The sequence below is a fragment of the Mesorhizobium sp. CNPSo 4684 genome (assembly GCF_057784315.1).
The window spans coordinates 118,421-136,083 of sequence record NZ_JBWLUX010000011.1 but is presented as its reverse complement, the minus strand read 5'-3'; the positions used below and the strand labels follow the sequence as shown (position 1 = coordinate 136,083).

18 protein-coding genes are annotated in these 17,663 nt (G+C 63.7%); 11 read left to right on the top strand and 7 right to left on the bottom strand.

What is annotated here, in order from left to right; all coding sequences use genetic code 11:
* Positions 1-29: 29 nt before the first annotated feature.
* From AC04SG_RS12360 to dhaK, 7 genes are all read left to right on the top strand, one after another.
* A complete protein-coding gene (locus AC04SG_RS12360; RefSeq protein WP_488551249.1) occupies positions 30-1,673 on the top strand; it encodes a dihydroxyacetone kinase subunit DhaK in 1,644 nt (547 codons plus the stop codon).
* Positions 1,674-1,743: 70 nt separating this feature from the next.
* Positions 1,744-2,346, top strand: coding sequence for a dihydroxyacetone kinase subunit DhaL (gene dhaL / locus AC04SG_RS12355; protein WP_192249572.1), 603 nt, complete (start codon positions 1,744-1,746; stop codon positions 2,344-2,346).
* Positions 2,343-2,732, top strand: a complete 390-nt coding sequence (gene dhaM, locus AC04SG_RS12350) for a dihydroxyacetone kinase phosphoryl donor subunit DhaM (RefSeq protein ID WP_142867578.1) — start codon at positions 2,343-2,345, stop codon at positions 2,730-2,732. Before dhaL ends, dhaM begins: the two co-directional genes overlap by 4 nt.
* A 21-nt stretch (positions 2,733-2,753) precedes the next feature.
* On the top strand, positions 2,754-3,056 hold the full coding sequence (locus tag AC04SG_RS12345; RefSeq protein ID WP_488551248.1) for an HPr family phosphocarrier protein: 303 nt from the start codon (positions 2,754-2,756) through the stop codon (positions 3,054-3,056).
* Positions 3,040-4,626, top strand: a complete 1,587-nt coding sequence (ptsP, locus tag AC04SG_RS12340) for a phosphoenolpyruvate--protein phosphotransferase (RefSeq protein ID WP_488551247.1) — start codon at positions 3,040-3,042, stop codon at positions 4,624-4,626. Before AC04SG_RS12345 ends, ptsP begins: the two co-directional genes overlap by 17 nt.
* An 11-nt stretch (positions 4,627-4,637) precedes the next feature.
* Positions 4,638-5,063 (top strand): hypothetical protein, encoded by a 426-nt coding sequence (locus AC04SG_RS12335; protein ID WP_112560582.1) that lies wholly within the window; start codon positions 4,638-4,640, stop codon positions 5,061-5,063.
* Positions 5,064-5,089: 26 nt separating this feature from the next.
* Positions 5,090-6,076 (top strand): dihydroxyacetone kinase subunit DhaK, encoded by a 987-nt coding sequence (gene dhaK / locus AC04SG_RS12330; RefSeq protein WP_488551246.1) that lies wholly within the window; start codon positions 5,090-5,092, stop codon positions 6,074-6,076.
* Positions 6,077-6,126: 50 nt separating this feature from the next.
* On the opposite strand, the gene AC04SG_RS12325 is transcribed toward dhaK, so the two are convergent.
* Positions 6,127-6,222, bottom strand: coding sequence for a lasso RiPP family leader peptide-containing protein (locus AC04SG_RS12325; RefSeq protein ID WP_488551245.1), 96 nt, complete (start codon positions 6,220-6,222; stop codon positions 6,127-6,129).
* A 417-nt stretch (positions 6,223-6,639) separates the two neighbouring features.
* Between AC04SG_RS12325 and AC04SG_RS12320 the strand changes: the two genes are divergently transcribed.
* A complete protein-coding gene (locus AC04SG_RS12320; RefSeq protein ID WP_488551244.1) occupies positions 6,640-7,665 on the top strand; it encodes a nucleotidyltransferase family protein in 1,026 nt (341 codons plus the stop codon).
* 107 nt (positions 7,666-7,772) lie between these two features.
* Here the strand turns inward: AC04SG_RS12320 and AC04SG_RS12315 are convergent, their stop codons facing one another.
* From AC04SG_RS12315 to AC04SG_RS12300, 4 genes are all read right to left on the bottom strand, one after another.
* The gene (locus AC04SG_RS12315) at positions 7,773-8,768 is read right to left on the bottom strand and encodes a serine kinase (RefSeq protein WP_488551243.1); all 996 of its coding nucleotides are present in this window, start codon (positions 8,766-8,768) and stop codon (positions 7,773-7,775) included.
* Positions 8,765-9,199 (bottom strand): lasso peptide biosynthesis B2 protein, encoded by a 435-nt coding sequence (locus tag AC04SG_RS12310; protein WP_488551242.1) that lies wholly within the window; start codon positions 9,197-9,199, stop codon positions 8,765-8,767. The genes AC04SG_RS12315 and AC04SG_RS12310 overlap by 4 nt, the downstream gene beginning before the upstream one ends.
* Positions 9,199-9,486 carry a PqqD family protein gene (locus tag AC04SG_RS12305; protein WP_488551241.1) on the bottom strand — a complete coding sequence of 96 codons (288 nt, stop codon included), beginning with the start codon at positions 9,484-9,486 and terminating at the stop codon, positions 9,199-9,201. The genes AC04SG_RS12310 and AC04SG_RS12305 overlap by 1 nt, the downstream gene beginning before the upstream one ends.
* A 509-nt stretch (positions 9,487-9,995) precedes the next feature.
* Positions 9,996-10,826, bottom strand: a complete 831-nt coding sequence (locus AC04SG_RS12300; RefSeq protein ID WP_488551240.1) for a DUF2259 domain-containing protein — start codon at positions 10,824-10,826, stop codon at positions 9,996-9,998.
* Between the two features lie 197 nt (positions 10,827-11,023).
* On the opposite strand from AC04SG_RS12300, the gene AC04SG_RS12295 reads away from it, so the two are divergent.
* The 3 genes from AC04SG_RS12295 (at position 11,024) to AC04SG_RS12285 (ending at position 14,138) form a co-directional block, all read left to right on the top strand.
* Positions 11,024-12,931 (top strand): propionyl-CoA synthetase, encoded by a 1,908-nt coding sequence (locus tag AC04SG_RS12295; RefSeq protein WP_488551239.1) that lies wholly within the window; start codon positions 11,024-11,026, stop codon positions 12,929-12,931.
* A 291-nt stretch (positions 12,932-13,222) separates the two neighbouring features.
* Positions 13,223-13,930, top strand: coding sequence for a metallophosphoesterase family protein (locus AC04SG_RS12290; RefSeq protein ID WP_488551238.1), 708 nt, complete (start codon positions 13,223-13,225; stop codon positions 13,928-13,930).
* A gap of 31 nt (positions 13,931-13,961) precedes the next feature.
* The gene (locus AC04SG_RS12285) at positions 13,962-14,138 is read left to right on the top strand and encodes a hypothetical protein (RefSeq protein WP_488551237.1); all 177 of its coding nucleotides are present in this window, start codon (positions 13,962-13,964) and stop codon (positions 14,136-14,138) included.
* Between the two features lie 21 nt (positions 14,139-14,159).
* Here the strand turns inward: AC04SG_RS12285 and AC04SG_RS12280 are convergent, their stop codons facing one another.
* Together AC04SG_RS12280 and galU are read right to left on the bottom strand one after the other, a co-directional pair.
* A complete protein-coding gene (locus AC04SG_RS12280; RefSeq protein WP_488551236.1) occupies positions 14,160-16,538 on the bottom strand; it encodes a polysaccharide biosynthesis tyrosine autokinase in 2,379 nt (792 codons plus the stop codon).
* 182 nt (positions 16,539-16,720) lie between these two features.
* Positions 16,721-17,617 carry a UTP--glucose-1-phosphate uridylyltransferase GalU gene (galU, locus tag AC04SG_RS12275; RefSeq protein WP_192249535.1) on the bottom strand — a complete coding sequence of 299 codons (897 nt, stop codon included), beginning with the start codon at positions 17,615-17,617 and terminating at the stop codon, positions 16,721-16,723.
* Positions 17,618-17,663: the final 46 nt, after the last annotated feature.

Here is a 17,663-nt window from a genome sequence, read left to right as displayed (position 1 = left end):
TTGACGATTGCGAATACGGGACGAATTCGATGAAGCACTTTTTCAACCGCAGGGAAACAATCGTCACCGAGGCGCTGGACGGTCTGTTGCGGACCATCGGTTCGGGCGATCTCGCGCGCCTCGACGGCTATCCCGAAATCAAGGTCGTGTTGCGCGCCGACTGGGACAAGACCAGGGTCGCCGTTGTCTCCGGTGGTGGCGCCGGGCACGAGCCGTCGCATGCCGGCTTTGTCGGCAAGGGCATGCTGACGGCGGCGGTCTCGGGCGAGATCTTTGCATCGCCAAGCGTCGAGGCAGTGCTTGCGGCGATCCGCGCGGTGACCGGACCGGCCGGCTGCCTGCTGATCGTCAAGAACTACACCGGCGACCGGCTCAATTTCGGCCTGGCGGCCGAGAAGGCGCGCGCCGAAGGGTTTCGCGTCGAGATGGCGATCGTCGCCGACGACATCGCCTTGCCAGATATCAACCAGCCGCGCGGCGTTGCCGGCACCCTGTTCGTGCACAAGATAGCCGGCCATCTGTCGGAGACGGGAAGCGATCTGACAGCGATCGCAACGGCGGCGCGCACGGCGGCGAAGGATATCATCTCGCTCGGCATGTCGCTGTCGTCCTGCTCGATCCCCGGCCAGCCGCATGAAGAGCGGTTTGGCGAAAATGATGGCGAACTCGGCCTCGGCATCCATGGCGAGCCAGGCGTCGAGCGCATCGCGGTGCAAAACGCTGACCGGCTGGTGGCGATCATGGCGGAGCGGCTGGCAGCGCGGCTTGACCCGAAAGCCAGCCACGCGCTGCTGATTAACAATCTCGGGTCGGTGCCGCCGCTCGAAATGTCGCTGGTCACCAATGCGGTGCTGGCCTCGCCGCTGGCAAAGACAGTGAAGCTGGCGATCGGCCCCGGACCGCTGATGACGGCGCTCAACATGAACGGCTTCTCGCTGTCGCTGATCAAGCTCGATGCCGCGCGCGAGGCGGCCTTGCTGGCGCCCGTGGGTCCGCACGCCTGGATGCCGGCCAAATCTGTAGTCGCGCCGGCCACCGTGCCTATGGCGAAAGCGGCCGGACAAAGCACGACGCGCAAGCCGAGCGAGGATGCGCGGACAAGGCGACTTGTCGTCACGGTCTGCGAGCGGCTTATCGGGCTCGAAGGGACATTGAACGGGCTGGATGCCAAGGCAGGCGACGGCGACACCGGTTCGACCGTAGCGACCGGGGCGCGCAGTGTGCTGGAAAAGCTCGATGCGCTGCCGCTGGCCGATCCGGCCGCCACGCTGGCGGCGGTGGGCGATCTCCTGGGTGTCGCCATGGGTGGTTCCTCGGGCGTGCTGCTGTCGATCTTCTTCACGGCGGCAGCGCGGGCTTCGAATACGGGTGCTACCCTGTCCAAGGCGCTGCTTGCCGGCCTTGACCGGATGACCTTCTACGGCGGCGCCAGGATCGGCGACCGCACCATGGTCGATGCGCTGGAACCGGCGCTAAAAGCGCTCGACGCCAGGGACCTGGACACTGCGGCGACAGCGGCCCGGTATGGCGCCGACGCCACTGCCGCCATGGAGAAGGCGAAAGCCGGGCGCTCCGCCTATGTCGGCACCAAATTGCAGGGCGTTGTCGACCCCGGCGCGCATGCGGTTGCCGAAGTGTTCGCCGCCACCGCCGCCCTGTATGCAACGGCCTGACGGCATGCTTCAGTTGTCGAATGAAAATTCTTTCGATACTGCCGGCAGGACCGAAACCGGGAATTTGGATATGGCGGTCTTTGATCTTGCCAGGCTGATCACGGCCGCTGCGGACACGATTGCCGCCCACGCCGAGGAGTTGACCGCGCTCGACCAGGCGATCGGCGACGGCGACCACGGGCTGAACATGAAGCGCGGCTTTGAAGCCGTGCGGGCCGAGGCAGAGGCGTTTTCGGCTAAACCGTTGCCCGAGGCCCTGAAGGGGATCGGCACCAAGCTGGTGATGACGGTGGGTGGCGCGTCCGGGCCGCTGTTCGGCACGCTGTTCCTGGCGCTCGGCAAGGAGATTTCGGCAGAGCCGGATCACGCCAGTCTGACGGCTGCCTTCGGCAAGGCGATCGAAGCGGTGGCCGCCAGAGGCAAGTCGCAGGTCGGCCAGAAGACGATGCTCGACGTGCTGCAGCCGGTGCATGACGCGCTTGCGGGTGGAAAGACGGCGGCGGAGATCACCGATATCGCTGATCGGGCGGCCGACGCGACCATTCCGATGAAGGCCCTGCGCGGCCGCGCCTCGTTCCTTGGCGACCGTTCTATCGGTCACATGGATGCCGGCGGACGCTCGGTCGCGTTGCTGGTGCGGGCGATCGGCGAAACGCTGGAAGGTCAGCCATGAGCAATGTCGGCATCGTCATCGTCTCGCATTCGCCGCTGGTCGCCGAAGGCACGGCCGACATGGTGCGCCAGATGGTGGGCGACGAAGTGCCGCTTGCATGGTGCGGCGGAAACGGCCATGGCGGTCTCGGCACCAGTGTCGAGGCGATCATGGGCGCCATCGAAAAGGCGTGGTCGGAGGCCGGAGTCGCCATCCTCGTCGATCTCGGCGGCGCCGAGACCAACTCGGAGATGGCGGTGGAAATGATCGGTGAGCCGCGGGCGCAGAAAATTGTCGTCTGCAACGCGCCGATCGTCGAAGGTGCGGTGATGGCGGCGACCGAGGCGTCCGGCGGCGCCTCGCTGAAGGAAGTGGTGGCGACGGCACATGAATTGTCACCGTCGTGAATGAACGGGAATTTTGAGCGCATGTCCGCATTTGCCGAGGCAACCGTCCTGATCACCCACGAGGTGGGTCTGCATGCGCGCCCTTCGGTGAAGTTCACCAAGCTCGCCAAGAGCTTTGCCGCCGAGGTGGAAATAGCACTCGCCGCCAACGGTCCGTGGTTCGACGCCAAGAGCATCGTCAAGGTGATGGCAACCAAGGCGCCGAAAGGCACCATGCTGCACATAAGGGCCAGCGGCGAGGCCGCTGCTGAGGCGGTCGGCGCGTTGGCTGAACTGGTGCGGCGCGATTTCGACGAGGGCGCGGGCCATGCCCGAACCGCTTAGGCTGCAAGGTATTTCGGCCTCGGCCGGCTATGCCGAAGGGCCGCTGTTCAATCTCGACCGCGGCCCAGCGCGCTACACGGGAAAGGCGACAGCCGGCGAGGAAAAGGCTGCTCTGGAAGCAGCACTCGCCAGCGCGACGGACCGGCTTGCGACCCTGATCGAAACCGCCGATGAAGAGGCCGCCGGCATTCTCGAGTTTCAGCTTGCCATGCTGGAGGACGAGGCGCTGACCGGGCCGGCCTTCGCCGCGATCCCGTCTGGCATGCCGGCTGACCTGGCCTGGCGGCAGGCGTTGGACGCTGAGATCGCCGGCTACGAAACATCGGACCAGGACTATTTCCGGGCGCGCGCTGCCGACATGCGCGATATCCGCGACCGCGTGCTGCGCGCGCTGACCGAGGAGCAGGAGAGCGCTGCGCCAGCGGGCGCCATTCTCTATGGCGAGGACATTGCGCCGACGCGCTTTCTCGAGACCGACTGGAGCGCCGGTGGCGGCATCGCGCTAAGGGCCGGCAGCACCGCCAGTCATGTTGCGATGCTCGCGCGCTCACGCGGTGTGCCGATGGTGGTGGGGCTTGGCTCTTCGCCGGCTAATCCCGATGGCCTGGCCCTGCTCGATGCCGAACATGGCGGCATTGTATTGGCGCCCTCAAGGGCCGAGATCGAAACCTTTCGCCGTTCGTCGTCTTCGTTTGCGGCACGCCGCGGCAAGGCCGAAGCCTATCTGGCGAGGCCGGCGGTGACCAAAGCCGGCACGACAGTGCGCGTGCAGGTCAACATCGCCGATCCCTCAGAGGTCGACGGCATCGACATCGCAACCTGCGACGGCATCGGGCTGATGCGCACCGAATTCCTGTTCGGCAAGGCGCCGCCGGACGAGGAGACGCAATACAGCTGCTATCGCAAAGTGCTGGAATGGGCCGGCGACAAGCCGGTGACCATCCGCACCGTCGACGCCGGCGGCGACAAGCCGGTGCCGGGCTTCACCGTCGGGGAGAGCAATCCATTCCTCGGCCTGCGCGGCATCAGGCTGTCACTGGCAAGGCCTGACGTGTTTCGTGTGCAAATCCGGGCGTTGCTGCGCGCCGCCGTGCACGGCAGTCTGAAGGTGATGTTTCCAATGATTGCCGTCAGCGATGAATACCAACGTGCCGCCGCTCTGTTCGCGGAAGAGCAGGCTGGGCTCGTCGCGCGCGGCGTCGCGCAAAAAATGCCGCCGCTCGGCATCATGGTTGAGGTGCCGTCGGTGGCGATCGCGCCGGAGGCGTTTGCCGATGTCGCCTTCTTCTCGATCGGCTCCAACGATCTGACCCAGTATGTGATGGCGGCAGCCCGCGACAACGCTGCGGTGGCAAACCTCAATTCGGTCCGCCATCCGGCCGTATTGCGGCTGATTGCTGAAGTCGCCGCTTTCGGCTTGCGCGCAAAGATCCCGGTCAGCCTATGCGGCGATGCCGGCGGCGACCCCGCAGCGATACCGGCCCTGATTGAGGCCGGGCTGCGCGATCTATCCGTCGCTCCTGCACAACTTGCCATGGCCAAGGCGACTATAGCAGATGTTGCGATCTAGGCGTGGCTGAGATGGTCGACAAGACACCAGAACCCGGCTCCGACGAGGCGATCCGCGCCTATAAGACGATCCTGTCGCAGGTCATCGACCAGCGCCCGTCGGGCATGCGCCAGCGCCTTGCCGATGCGCTGGGCAAGCACCGTAGCTTCGTGACGCAAATCTCCAGCCCAGCCTATTCGATCCCGATACCATCGAAACATTTGCCGGCTATTTTTTCTGTCTGCCATTTCAGCCCGGCCGAGCGCGATCATTTTCTCGCCGCCTATCATCTGGCGCATCCCGGCAAGATGTCGATCGCCGCAGGCATGCGCAAGACGCGGCATGTCTCGCTGATCGTGCCGGATTTCGGCGACGACAGGCAGAATGCGGCGCTCGACAGGGCGGTCAATGATTTCATCCAGAAGATCACCAGCATCACCGGTAAAAGCGGGGGTTGAGCGTTTCCTGGTGTTCGGGAGGACACATGAAGAAATTTCTGAATTCAGTCGACACGGTGCTGACCGAAAGCCTCGACGGCTTGGTTGCTGCCCATGCCGACATCCTGGTGCTGGGTGACGAGCACAAATTCATCCACCGCAAGGTGCTGAAGCCAGGGAAAGTAGCACTGATCTCGGGCGGCGGCTCCGGCCATGAGCCGCTGCATGCCGGCTTTGTCGGTCACGGCATGCTGGACGCCGCCTGCCCCGGCCAGGTGTTCACCTCGCCGACGCCGGACCAGATGCTGGCGGCCGCCGCGGCCGTCGATACCGGCGCCGGCTGCCTGTTCATCGTCAAGAACTATGAAGGCGACGTGATGAATTTCGACATGGCCGCCGAGATGGCCGACGGCGTCCTGCAGGTGGTGACGAATGACGACGTCGCGGTCGAAAACTCGTCCTATACGACCGGCCGGCGCGGCGTTGCCGGCACGCTGGTGGTCGAAAAGATCATCGGCGCCGCCGCCGAGCAAGGCATGGCGCTGGCGGATCTCAAGGCGCTCGGCGACCGCGTCAACGGTGCGACGCGTTCAATGGGCGCGGCGCTGACCAGCTGCACCGTGCCGGCGGCGGGCAAGCCGACCTTCGACATTGGCGATGGCGAGATGGAATTCGGCGTCGGCATCCATGGCGAGCCCGGCCGGCGTCGCGACACGTTGAAGAGCGCCGATGCGATCGCCGGGGAGATTTGCGCCGCGATCCTGGGCGATCTCGGCGACAAGGCGAATGGCCCCGCCCTGCTGTTCATCAACGGCTTTGGCGGTACGCCGCTGATGGAGCTTTACCTGATGTACAACAGCGCCCGCAAAATCTTCGAAAACAGCGGCGTGACAGTGACCCGCTCGCTGGTTGGGTCCTATGTGACGTCGCTAGACATGGCCGGCTGCTCGATTACGCTGACCATGCTGGATGGCGAAACGACGGGTTTGTGGGACGCGCCGGTGCACACGGCGGCGCTGCGCTGGGGAATGTAGCGGAGAGGCTTTGCCCGATATTCCGATCAGGCAGCGTTATGAACCGGCCGTCAGCCCGCCGGACCGGACGCACCGTTGCCCGCGGTCACGCTGGACAGCTTGCCCGCCTTGCGCAGCACCGGCGCCTCGTATTGCTTCTTGGTCATTTCATTTCCCCCTTTGTCGGCAAGTCCACTGGTGGCCCCGACAAGGACACCGGCATCTGGCCTTAGCCAAGCGAAGTCTCAGAAGTCTTAAAGCGCCTTTGACGCCCCGCCAGCCACCAGACTGGACAATTTGCCCGCCTTGCGCAGCACAGGCGCCTCATACTTTTTCTTGGTCATTCCAATATCCTCCAGATTCCAATGCAAAAGAATGGACGGAAACCTCGGAAAGTCAATTCATGAGCCGGTTCTGCCACCATGCGCTGGCTTCATGCATGCTTTTCTGCAACATACGCCCTCCCAGAGCAGTTCACCGAAACAGCGAACTGCTCTGGCTTCTTGTTTTGACGCAATTCCGGACGGAAAGCCTCTTCACACTTTTCCTGGGATTGCTCCAGTGGGCTAACGTCATCCGGGTTAATGCTGCCATCTCTTGCGCCTGCCGATGAAAAACTGCTGCTGACCTTCGCCGATCCGGAGGCGTCGGCTGCTGTCGGCAGTGACGTTGCTGCCAAAACCTTGCTGGCACTGCTCGCCAATGCCGAGTTCCACGGCGTGCTGCCGATCATGCTGCGCAAGCTCCGGGAAATCGGCGACGCGCGACTGCCGGCAGACGCCGCCTTGCAGCAAAAATTGTCGGAACTGCGCGACCAGTCGATGCTGGCGACCGGCCAGTCGATGCTGTTGCAGTATCATGGCGATCGCATCATGAAGGCATTGGCGGCGAAAGGCGTTCCGGCCCGCATCGTCAAAGGGCCGGTCTTCGCGCGCAAACTTTACCGCCACGCCGCCGACCGGCCTTTCACCGACATCGACATTCTGGTCGAGCCGGCCAGCATCGTCGAGGCCAACGCCGTGATTGCCGGATGCGGCTTCGAGCTCTGGAGCGGCGAGGCGCAGTCGCAGGATTTGCAGGAGTTCAAATGGCTGGAGAAGGAGAATACCAGCCTGCTGATCGAACTGCACGGTAATCTGGTGCATGATTCCGGCATGCGGCGACGGCTGTCACTAGGCTTTCGCGAATTGCAGATCATCGACAGCGGCGAGGCCGACACGCCGGCCGCGCTGCTGACCATCGCCATCGTGCATGCCGCGGGCGGGCACAAGTTCCACCGGCTGCAGCTTTGCGTGGACGTGTTGCAGGGTGTGCGCGCGCTGCGCTCGCATGCGGACGAGGACCGGCTGTTCGAGGCGGCGCGCATGAGCGGCATCGAGCTCGAACTGGCGACGGTTCTCAATGTGACGGGGCGGCTGTTTAATGCACCGCGCGCGGTCGAACTGGCCGACCGCATTGAGCCCGATCTCCCGATACGTCTGGCCAAATGGCTCATCACGGGCGATACACTGCTCGGCGTCAATTCCAGGGACAAGATGCATTCGCGTCTGCGCCGCGACGCCTTCCGCTGGGTCCAGCGGCTTGCCAGGCCAAAGCCGCATGTCGCCTGAATGGTGCTAGAGCAATTCCAGGAAAAGTGTGTGCGGTTTTCCGTCCGGAATTGCGTAAAAACAAAGAGATAGAGAGGTTCGCCGTTTCCGTGAAACGGTGAAACGCTCTAGTCCCGCGCCGCCAGCGCCGAGCGGATCAGCGGGGACGCCTCGGCCGGGTTCGCGCCGACTTCCAGCGTAAATGTCGGAACGGCTTTGACCAGCATCGCGATCGTTGCCATGCGACGCTTCTGCGCCGGCAAAAGGCCGGTCATGCCGGTCCTGACATTGTCGGCGGCGAGCGCCACCATGGCGTCGGTCCTGGCCATCGGCACCAGCCGGGTTTGCCCGTCCGCCGAGCGGGCGAGATGAAGCAATGCTACGACCGGCCGGTCGACTGTCTCCTCGATGCGGATGATCTCGGCGAGACGTTCCAGCGAGACGGCCTGCTCGCCATTGGTATCCCATTTGTCGCCAAGGCAGGGAGCCACGAAGGGCAGCATCGCCGCCGTGTTGCGGTGGACCTTCACCTTGCGCGGCAAGCCCCAGGCCGTGATACCGCCGTCGGACGCAAGCTTGAGGATCATGACGTCGTCCGAGCACAGGCCGAAGCCTTGCGATGCCAGCGCCAGCGAGGTCGTCGACTTGCCGGTGCCGCTCGGCGCATAGACCAGCACCAGCGCCTCGTGGCCGGGCAATGTCAGGCCGGCGGTATGGAGCATATGCTGGCCGCCGGCATCGAGGGCGGCATCCAGCACCATCATCAGCAACGTCCATTTGACCTTGGCGTCGGGATGAACACGGATTTCGGCCCAGCCCTCATCGGCGTTGATCGAGGCGGTCTGCAGGCCGGGAAAGATCAGGTGAATGATGCCGCCGCCGTCGATCATCCGGCAATGGCCTTCCTCCGGCACCTCGCCGTCGAAAGCGAGGTTGCCGGCAGGTGATTCCTGCAGCGCCGACGTCTCGACGATGTTGACGCGGAAAGCGGGCTCGACGGGTTCGGCCACACGCAACGTGCCGAGCATGAGGTCGAAACTCGGCCAGAGATCGGCCCGCGAGGCCGATATGCTGATGACCTGGCCCTTGAGGTCATAGCAGAAAGTGGCCGCCGAACCGGTCAAGCAGCGTGCGCCTTTCCGGCATCGGCGTGATGGCGATAGATCTCCACCATGCCGGGGAGGCTGTCGCTGACCACCGGCCGGCCGTCGAGGCAAACCCAGCAATGGGCGGACATGCGCGGCGCCTGCATCGACTTTGGATCGACGCCGAAGCGCAGATCCGGATCGAAGCCGGCAAAGCGCAGAAATCGGTGAGCCAGCAGGCCTTCCCTGAGGCATCTTCGATCGCGCATCAACCAGGGGTGCCGGACGGTACGGTTGACGGCAGCCACGATGTAGGCGGACGACAGGCCGCGATAGGGGGTAGGCGCGCTGAGCGGCGCCCATTTCAACACCGATTCGAAGCTGCGGCGGCCGATCAGGATCGGCATCAGTCGCGCGCTTGTCCACAGATGGACGCGAAACAGGGTGCGCAGGAGAACGCCGTCCGCCATCAGAGAGCCGGATCGGCGAGAATGCCTTCGCCCACCAGTTCGGCGGCCAGCGCCGCCATGTCCTGGCCGAGCGTATCCTTGTCGACCTCGAACTCGTCGGACAACAGGACAACGATCTGGTCGAGGCTGCGGGCACCGTCGACCTTGTCGAGAAAGGCTTCGGTGGTTCCGTTGCAGGTGTAAAGCTGGCCGCTGCGTGCGAGCAGCACGACGGCGCCATCGCCGACATGCTGGACCGAGGCGTCGTCGGCCAGCCGCAGGACCATTTCAGAAGCGATTTGGGCCATGGAGCCCCTCCAGACCATTTCCTGAAGAGGAGATAGCGCGGCGATGCGGCGATGTCCATTACGCGGACGGGACGGAGAACAGGCCGGTCGAAACGATCTGTGGCAATCCGGCAACGGCAACACCTCTACGACACACGCTACCAAAACACGGTGGAGACATCCAATCCTGGGTTGTGTTAAGTTCCACGCCGTCGCAGGGCTGAGAGCAGGACTCCGCCCCAGTGCGCAAACCGTCAAGCCGGCTGTCGGACAGGGTCAAGGTGTTGCTTTTCTTACCTTAAGTAAGCTATGGAGTCGCCGGGTTTTGGGAGACTTACGAGTATGCGTTACAATTGGGAGCGGGCTCCGACGACGTTCGAACGCCATCGGAAGGCACTGGCAGCCGCTATATTGATTGCAGGTGGCGTCGGCCTCATGCTGGCGGCCTTGCCGCTTTAAGAGCTGATATCCGACACGAGCCTCACGGGGGCGCATAAGCCGTTGCTGCCTGCCGCAAGGCAGGCCGCGGCTCATCGTGCGTACCCCGTCACGGCGATGAAGCGGCGGTCGCGTCCCTCGAAACCCTGGCTGAAACGCTGCACCAGCACAGCCAGCACGGCCGGTTTGCCGGGCGGCGCGTATTTGTAGGATTCCGACAGGCTGTATGAGGTCGGGCAGTTGCGCGAGCCTGGCACAGCCCTGTCCTCGTGCAGCACCTTCAACGGCTTGCCGTCCTGCCCCTGCAGCGACAGGCGGAAGCCGAGCGCCTTGCCCGTCTTGTCACCTTGAAGTGCCTTGTCACCTTGAAGTGCCTTGTCACCTTGAAGTGCCTTGTCGCCTTGAAGTGCCTTGTCGCCCTGCTGATCGTCCGGCTTTGCATCGTCGAAGCTTGCCGAGCAATCCGTCTTGCTGTCGGCCAGGATCTCATCGAGCTGGATGGTCGAGATCTCCGTTTCGTCATAGAGCGGCGACAGCCACTTCTGCGCCGCTTGTTCGAGGCGGAAGATGTCGTTGTACTCGACGATATCGTCCGGGAAGGAGAACTTGTCGGACGCCGTGCGCTCACCGCGTGCGGCAATGGCATATTGGGCAAGGATGGGTGCGGCCTGCTCTGCCGCCTGCGCCCGTGCCTGCTCCAACGTCATCGTCGCCTGTTCCGATAGATCGACGATAAGAATCGGCTTGCCACCGACGAATTCGTCGGTGCGAGTGTCGATGATCTCGATCTCCGAGTAACCTGAATCGGACGCTCCGGCGTCGAGCGTGCCATATTGTTCGAAGGCAAAATAATTGCCGTCGGGCGAGAAGCCGATGATGCGCCGGGCCGCGGCATCGCCGGCCTGGGCGGCGGAAACAGTCATCAACAACAGCACTGCCAGGCTGGCAGATCCAAACCCGTATCGCGACGTCATTGCGCCCTGCCCCGATTTCAACTCGATTTATGGTGCCTGCAATTTGTGACCATGGCGAGATCGGTTATACAGCAAACTTGGGGGGCATGGCCGGGAAAGCCGGCATAGGCTATTGCAAGACGGCAAACTTGCCTGGGGAGGAATGGATGGCGTCACGCTACCACGAGGTCTATGACGGCTGGAAACGCGACCCCGAAAAATTCTGGGCCGATGCCGCCGAGGCGATCGACTGGTATTCGCCGTGGACCAGCGTGTTCGATGCCAGTGCGGGCGTTTACGGGCGCTGGTTCAACGGCGCCACCTGCAACACCTGCTACAACGCCATCGACCGCCATGTCGCCGGCGGCCGTGCCGACCAGATCGCGCTGATCCATGACAGCGCCATCACCGGCACGGTCAAGAAATTCACCTATGCCGAGCTGAAGCGCGAAGTGGTGGCGCTGACGTCGGTGCTGAAGAACCGCGGCATCGTCAAGGGCGACCGCGTCATCATCTACATGCCGATGGTGGCCGAGGCGGCGATCGCCATGCTCGCCTGCGCCCGCATCGGAGCGGTGCATTCGGTGGTGTTCGGCGGCTTTGCCTCGCACGAGCTTGCCACCCGCATCGACGATGCCAAGCCGAAGCTGATCATTTCGGCGTCCTGCGGCCTGGAGCCCGGACGCGTCGTTGCCTACAAGCCGCTGCTCGACAAGGCGATCGAGATGTCGCGTCACAAGCCGGACGCCTGCCTGATCCTGCAGCGCGACCAGCTGCGCTGCGATCTGAAGGAGCATTACGACATCGATTTTGCCGACGCGGTTGCGCGCGAGCGCGCGGCAGGCGCCAATGTCGACTGCGTTCCGGTGCTCGCCACCGACCCGCTCTACATCATTTACACTTCCGGTACGACCGGCCAGCCAAAGGGCATCGTGCGCGACAATGGCGGCCACATGGTCGCGCTGAAATGGACGATGGAAAACGAGTTCGGCGTCAAACCGGGCGAGGTGTTCTGGGCGGCATCCGATGTCGGCTGGGTGGTCGGCCACTCCTACATCGTCTACGGGCCGCTGCTGCATGGCGCGACAAGCGTGCTGTTCGAGGGCAAGCCGATCGGCACGCCCGATGCCGGCACTTATTGGCGAGTAATTGCCGAGCATGGGGTCGTCGCGCTGTTTACCGCGCCGACCGCCTTCCGCGCCATCAAGGGGCAGGACCCCAAGGGCGAGTTCGTTGCGAAATACGATTTGTCGAAGTTCCGCACGCTGTTCCTCGCCGGCGAGCGCGCCGACCCCGAAACCATCAAATGGGCGGAACAGAAACTCAATGTGCCGGTGGTCGACCATTGGTGGCAGACCGAGACGGGATCGCCAATGACCATCAATCCGGCGGGCCTCGGCCTGCTGCCGGTGAAATACGGCTCGCCCGGCGTGCCGATGCCGGGCTACGACATCCGGGTGCTCGACGATGCCGGCCATGAAGTGCCGCGCGGGACGCTCGGGAATGTGGTGGTGAAACTGCCGCTGCCGGCCGGCTGCCTGCCGACGCTGTGGAACGCCGACGCCCGCTTCCGGCAGGCCTATCTTGAGGAGTTCCCCGGCTACTACAAGACCGCCGACGCCGGCATGATCGACGAGGACGGCTATCTTTATGTTATGGCGCGCACCGACGACATCATCAATGTCGCCGGCCACCGGCTGTCGACCGGCGCCATGGAAGAGGTGCTTTCGGCGCATCCCGATGTCGCCGAATGCGCTGTCATCGGCATCGCCGACGCCATGAAAGGCCAAGTGCCGCTCGGCTTCGTCGTGCTCAATGCCGGCGTCGCCCGCGATGCCGCTGCCATCGAAAGCGAGGTGGTGGGGCTGGTGCGCGAGCGGATCGGTCCGGTCGCCGCCTTCAAGACGGTGGTGACGATCAAGCGGCTGCCCAAGACGCGCTCCGGCAAGATCCTGCGCGGCACCATGCAGAAGATCGCCGACAAGGAAGAATGGACGATGCCGGCGACCATCGACGATCCCGTCATCCTCGACGAGATCACCGCGGCGCTCAAGGCGCGCGGCATCGGAATCTGACCACTCGCGCTGCGGGGGCCGAGCCGGCACAGAGGCGTGGTGGCGATCGGCTGAGTCACGGATCCGGCTGCTGCTCGACCACAAGGCGGTCTGATCGCCAGGCCTTGAGGCTCGTGGCGAAAGCAGCCGCCGTTATGGAATTTCCAACGCCTGCCATGTATCCACGGATTTCTGGCGCGTCACAAAGGCGCGCCAGTGGAAACGAAACCCGATTTTTGGCAGGCATCGAGCCCAGTGGCCTTGTTTCAGCGATCCAGACCCCCTCGACCGGCGCCGCGCGAGCGCCTGGAAATGGATATGGAGGATACCGTCGTCTACGCGATCGGCGACGTGCATGGCTGCTACAAGGAATTGCTGTCGCTGGAGGAGAAGATCGCGCTCGACGGGCTGCAATTTCGCGGGCGCAAGATCATCGTCATGCTTGGCGACTATATCGATCGCGGGCCGCAATCGGCGCGCGTGCTAGATCATCTGCTGGCGCCGCCGCCGAAAGGGTTTTTGCGCGTCTGTCTGGCGGGAAACCATGAAGTGGCGATGCTGAACTATCTCGACGGCTATCTGTCGCGGGACAGCTGGCTGGCGATCGGCGGCCGCGAGACGCTGTTTTCCTACGGCGTCGACCCGGAGCGACTCAGCAGCCTCTACGCATCCAGCGACGAGGTCGACAGGCGCATAAGGGAGGTCATCCCCGTCGATCATATCGACTTCCTGCGTAGCCTGCCGGTGTTGCTCTGTTCGGAGAAATTCGTGTTCGTCCATGCCGGCATCAGGCCGGGCATCGACCTTGTCGCGCAAGACGAGCAGGATCTGCTCAACATCCGCGACGAGTTCTTCGATGCCGCCTATCTGCTCGACCGCTTTGTTGTGCACGGGCACACGCCGGTCGACATCCCCCGGCTCGACGGACGAAGGCTCGACATCGACACCGGCGCCTTTCACACCGGCCGGCTGACCGCCGTCAGGATCGCCGGCAAATTCGGCAAGCTGATCTTTTCCTGACAGTTGAATGCGGCTTGCCAGGAGCGCGAGGATGAGAAGCGGCATTCCGGTTTACGATCATGTCGATATGCTCGATGTGACCGGTCCGTTCGAAATGTTCGACTGGGTCGCAATATTACCCCGACCCGCCGGCCAGCAGCGCCATACCGCCGGCGCCGGCGTCTTGCCCTATTCCGCGAGCAAGAGATCAAAGCAGCCCAGCGTTTGACGCTGAGCTGCTACAACGACTTCACGCCGCCGTCTTGGCGCGCAGATCCGACTTTTCGAGATAATAGGTCGAATAGCGATCGAAGAACTTCTCCGAGCCGCCGAGCGAGCCGTATTTCGCCAGCTTCTTCAGGTCGACCTTGTTGAGCACGGCGCCGACGATCTTGTTGGCAACATAGGGCTCCTGTTCCAGCAGCGAGCGTACCATGGCGCGCGGTGTGCGGCCCCATTCGGCGACCAGCACGAAACCGTCGACCAGCGGCGCGAAGGCCTTGGCGTCGACCACGGGGCCGAGCGGCGGGAGGTCGACGACGATGTACTCGAACGTCTCCTTGGCGTTGTCGATGAAGCGCCGCATGCCGGCGGACGAAAGCAGCTCGCTGGTGTGCGAGAACTGGCCGCGCAGCACGGCCGGGATGATCGCCAGTTTGGTCTGGCGGTCGACCTTGCCGACCGACTGCCACGTCTGGCCGTTGACCACGGCTTCCATCAGCCCTTGCTCGGCCTCCATGCCGAGGTTGCGGCTGAGGCCCGGATTGCGCAGATCGGCGTCGATCAAAAGGGTTTTCGAGCCGTTGGCGGCAAGCAATCCGGCCAGATTGGCGGCGACCGTCGACTTGCCCTCGCCAGGCAGGATCGAGATCACGCCGATGACCCGGCTGCCTTGCCCTTCCATGACGACGTCGAAGGCGATCTTGGCGTTGCGCAGCGTTTCGGAAAACATCGAGGCCGGCGCATCAACGCTCACCCGCATGCGCGCGCGTTTCTCGGCCGCCGACAAGGTGTTGGTGCCTTTGGCATCCGCCGCACCGTCATCGGCATCCTTGCTCAGCCTGCCGCCGATCGTCGGCAGATAACCCAGGAATTTGAGGCCGACGCGATCGCGAACGTCCTCGCCGGTCCTGAAGAACCGCTCGTTGAACTCGTTCAGGCCGCCAAAGCCGGCGCCGAGCAGCACGCCAAGCACCAGCGCGAGCGCCAGCACCCTGGAGGTGCGCGGGCTCGAGGCGGAAAGCGGTGCTGACGCATCCGAGATGATGCGGACCTTGCCGACCGGGAAGGACTGCTGCTGCGAGGCTTCCTCATAGCGGCCGAGGAAAGTCTGGTAGAGCGTGGTCAGCGCCTGCGCCTGCTGGTCGAGTTCGCGCAGCTTGACTTGGCTCTGGTTGTCGACGGAGCTCTTGCCGGCGGCGTCGGCGATCTTCTGCCTCAACGCCGTCTCGCGCGACAGAGCCACTTCATATTCGTTGCGATAGCTTTCGGTCAGCTGCTTCAACTCGCCGAAAATCTGTGTCGACAGATCGGCCTTCTCCTTGGCCAGCGCCACGGCTTGCGGATGCTCGGCGCCGAAATTGGCCGTCACGTCCTGCAGCCGCTTGGCGACCGTGAGATACCGGGTCTTGAGCGTTGCAATGACCGAGCTCGCCGGCTGGTCGCTCGATATGGCGGAATCGTTGAAGGCGTTGTCGGAACCGCTTTCGACGATAGCCTTGTATTGCTGGTAGCGGGCGCCGGCGCGCGCCGTATCGGCCTGCGCGACGATCAGCTGGGCGGTGAGGTCGGCGATCTGCTTGTCGCTGATCAGCTGGCCGTCACTGTTGGCGGCCAGGCCGTGCTCGGACCTGAACTTCTCGACCGCGAGCGCCGCTGCCTGCGAGTTTTGCCGAAGTTCGGTCAGCCGGCCCTGCAGCCAGACCGCCGCGCGCTCGGTGGCGTCGAAGCTGGCGTTGAGCTGGTCGGCGAGATAGGCGTCGGCATAGGCCTTGGTGATGGCGGTGGCCAGCGCCGGATTTGTCGATTGGTAACCGATGGCAATCACATAGCTGCGGCCGGTGCGCTGTGCCAGCACCTCGCTCTGCAGCTTCAGCACGGCATAGTCATGGCGCGCCGTCTGCATCATCGCCTGGCGCGTCGCTTCATCGACATTTTCCATGCCGGGAATCTGGTCGGCGGAACTTGAGCGGAAATAGCCGACCACGCCGCGCACGAAGCCGATGCCCTTGGCCAGGGCCGATTGCGGCGGGTTCATGAACTCTGCGTTCTGGTCAAGCTTCAGCTTGTCGACCACCACTGAGGCCAGCCGCGCCGAGTTGATGATTTCGATCTGGCTGAGAAGGGCGGCGTCGGTCTGCATGGTGACGGATGTAGCCGAGATGTCGTCGACCACCTTGTTCAGGCCTTCGTCGATCAGCACGCTGGCGACCGACATGTATTGCTTGGGCGTGGTCTGCAGATAAAGCACGCCCATGAACAGGCCGATGATGGCGCAGACCGCCACCACCTTGACCTGCCGCGCCGCCATGCCAAGCAGGCGCTCGACGTCGATGAAATCTTCACCCTTTTCCTGATCGGTGTTGGGCAATGGCATCCTCTTGTCGAGAGGAAAGCTGGCATAATTCATCTTCGGTCCAATTCTAGGTTACAGGCGCCGGAGCGAGACGGGCTTCTCGCCCGAAGCTGCGGAGATCGGGGGCGAGATATGCAACGCAAGCTTCGTGCCATCCGACGCCGGGTCTGAAGGGCCAGGCGCGCAAGCATGGGCTGCGCCATCGTCCAAACGCATATGCCCTCGAAAGATGGGCATTATGCGGCCACTTCCTGACGCTCATGCGACCGCACGAACGCCTGCAGCATTTCCAGCACCGGCCCCTTCATGTCGTCGCGCGCCAGCGCGAAGGCGATGGTGGCCTCTATGAAGCCTTCCTTGGAGCCGCAGTCGAACATGCGGCCGTTGAAGGGCTGGGCGTAGAAAGACTGGCTTTTCGACAGGCGGACCATGGCGTCGGTAAGCTGGATTTCGTTGCCGGCGCCGCGCTGCTGGTTGCCGAGCAGTGAGAATATCTCGGGCTGCAGGATGTAGCGGCCGTTGATGTAGTAATTCGACGGCGCGTTGGCCGGCGCCGGCTTTTCCACCATCGCCGTCACCTCGAAGCCGCCGCCGGCTTCAGCGCCCCGGCCGACAATGCCGTATTTGCTGGTCTCAGACGGGTCGCAGCGTTCAACGGCGATGACGTTGCCGCCGGTCTGCTGATAGAGATCGACGGTTTCGGCCAGGCAGCCGCGGCTGCCGAACGACACCATGTCGGGAAGCAGGAGCGCAAACGGCTCGTCGCCGATGACTTCGCGCGCGCACCACACCGCATGGCCGAGGCCCTGCGGCGACTGCTGGCGGATGAAGCTGGTCGCGCCGGCCACCGGCAGCATGCTTTCGAGCGCCTCCAGCTGGGTCTTCTTGCCGGTCTGCTCAAGCGTTCCGATCAGCTCAGGATGCAGGTCGAAATAGTCCTCGATGACAGCCTTGTTGCGGCCGGTGACGAACACAATGTGCTCGATCCCGGCTTCGAAAGCTTCGTCCACGGCATATTGGACGACGGGCCGGTCGACCACGGGCAGCATTTCTTTGGGCATCGATTTGGTCGCCGGCAGGAACCGTGTTCCGAGCCCCGCCACCGGGATGACTGCCTTCCTGACTTTCTGCATCTGGTATTCCTTCTGAGAGAAAAGATTTCTACCTATCGCCGGCCGA

Bases quoted from the DNA above. Each gene is read 5' to 3' on its own strand.
- AC04SG_RS12360 (WP_488551249.1), top strand. From the start codon at position 30: ATGAAGCACTTTTTCAACCGCAGGGAAACAATCGTCACCGAGGCGCTG.
- dhaL (WP_192249572.1), top strand. From the start codon at position 1,744: ATGGCGGTCTTTGATCTTGCCAGGCTGATCACGGCCGCTGCGGACACG.
- dhaM (WP_142867578.1), top strand. From the start codon at position 2,343: ATGAGCAATGTCGGCATCGTCATCGTCTCGCATTCGCCGCTGGTCGCC.
- AC04SG_RS12345 (WP_488551248.1), top strand. From the start codon at position 2,754: ATGTCCGCATTTGCCGAGGCAACCGTCCTGATCACCCACGAGGTGGGT.
- ptsP (WP_488551247.1), top strand. From the start codon at position 3,040: ATGCCCGAACCGCTTAGGCTGCAAGGTATTTCGGCCTCGGCCGGCTAT.
- AC04SG_RS12335 (WP_112560582.1), top strand. From the start codon at position 4,638: ATGGTCGACAAGACACCAGAACCCGGCTCCGACGAGGCGATCCGCGCC.
- dhaK (WP_488551246.1), top strand. From the start codon at position 5,090: ATGAAGAAATTTCTGAATTCAGTCGACACGGTGCTGACCGAAAGCCTC.
- AC04SG_RS12325 (WP_488551245.1), bottom strand. From the start codon at position 6,222: ATGACCAAGAAGCAATACGAGGCGCCGGTGCTGCGCAAGGCGGGCAAG.
- AC04SG_RS12320 (WP_488551244.1), top strand. From the start codon at position 6,640: ATGCTGCCATCTCTTGCGCCTGCCGATGAAAAACTGCTGCTGACCTTC.
- AC04SG_RS12310 (WP_488551242.1), bottom strand. From the start codon at position 9,199: ATGGCGGACGGCGTTCTCCTGCGCACCCTGTTTCGCGTCCATCTGTGG.
- AC04SG_RS12305 (WP_488551241.1), bottom strand. From the start codon at position 9,486: ATGGCCCAAATCGCTTCTGAAATGGTCCTGCGGCTGGCCGACGACGCC.
- AC04SG_RS12300 (WP_488551240.1), bottom strand. From the start codon at position 10,826: ATGACTGTTTCCGCCGCCCAGGCCGGCGATGCCGCGGCCCGGCGCATC.
- AC04SG_RS12295 (WP_488551239.1), top strand. From the start codon at position 11,024: ATGGCGTCACGCTACCACGAGGTCTATGACGGCTGGAAACGCGACCCC.
- AC04SG_RS12290 (WP_488551238.1), top strand. From the start codon at position 13,223: ATGGATATGGAGGATACCGTCGTCTACGCGATCGGCGACGTGCATGGC.
- AC04SG_RS12285 (WP_488551237.1), top strand. From the start codon at position 13,962: ATGAGAAGCGGCATTCCGGTTTACGATCATGTCGATATGCTCGATGTG.
- AC04SG_RS12280 (WP_488551236.1), bottom strand. From the start codon at position 16,538: ATGAATTATGCCAGCTTTCCTCTCGACAAGAGGATGCCATTGCCCAAC.
- galU (WP_192249535.1), bottom strand. From the start codon at position 17,617: ATGCAGAAAGTCAGGAAGGCAGTCATCCCGGTGGCGGGGCTCGGAACA.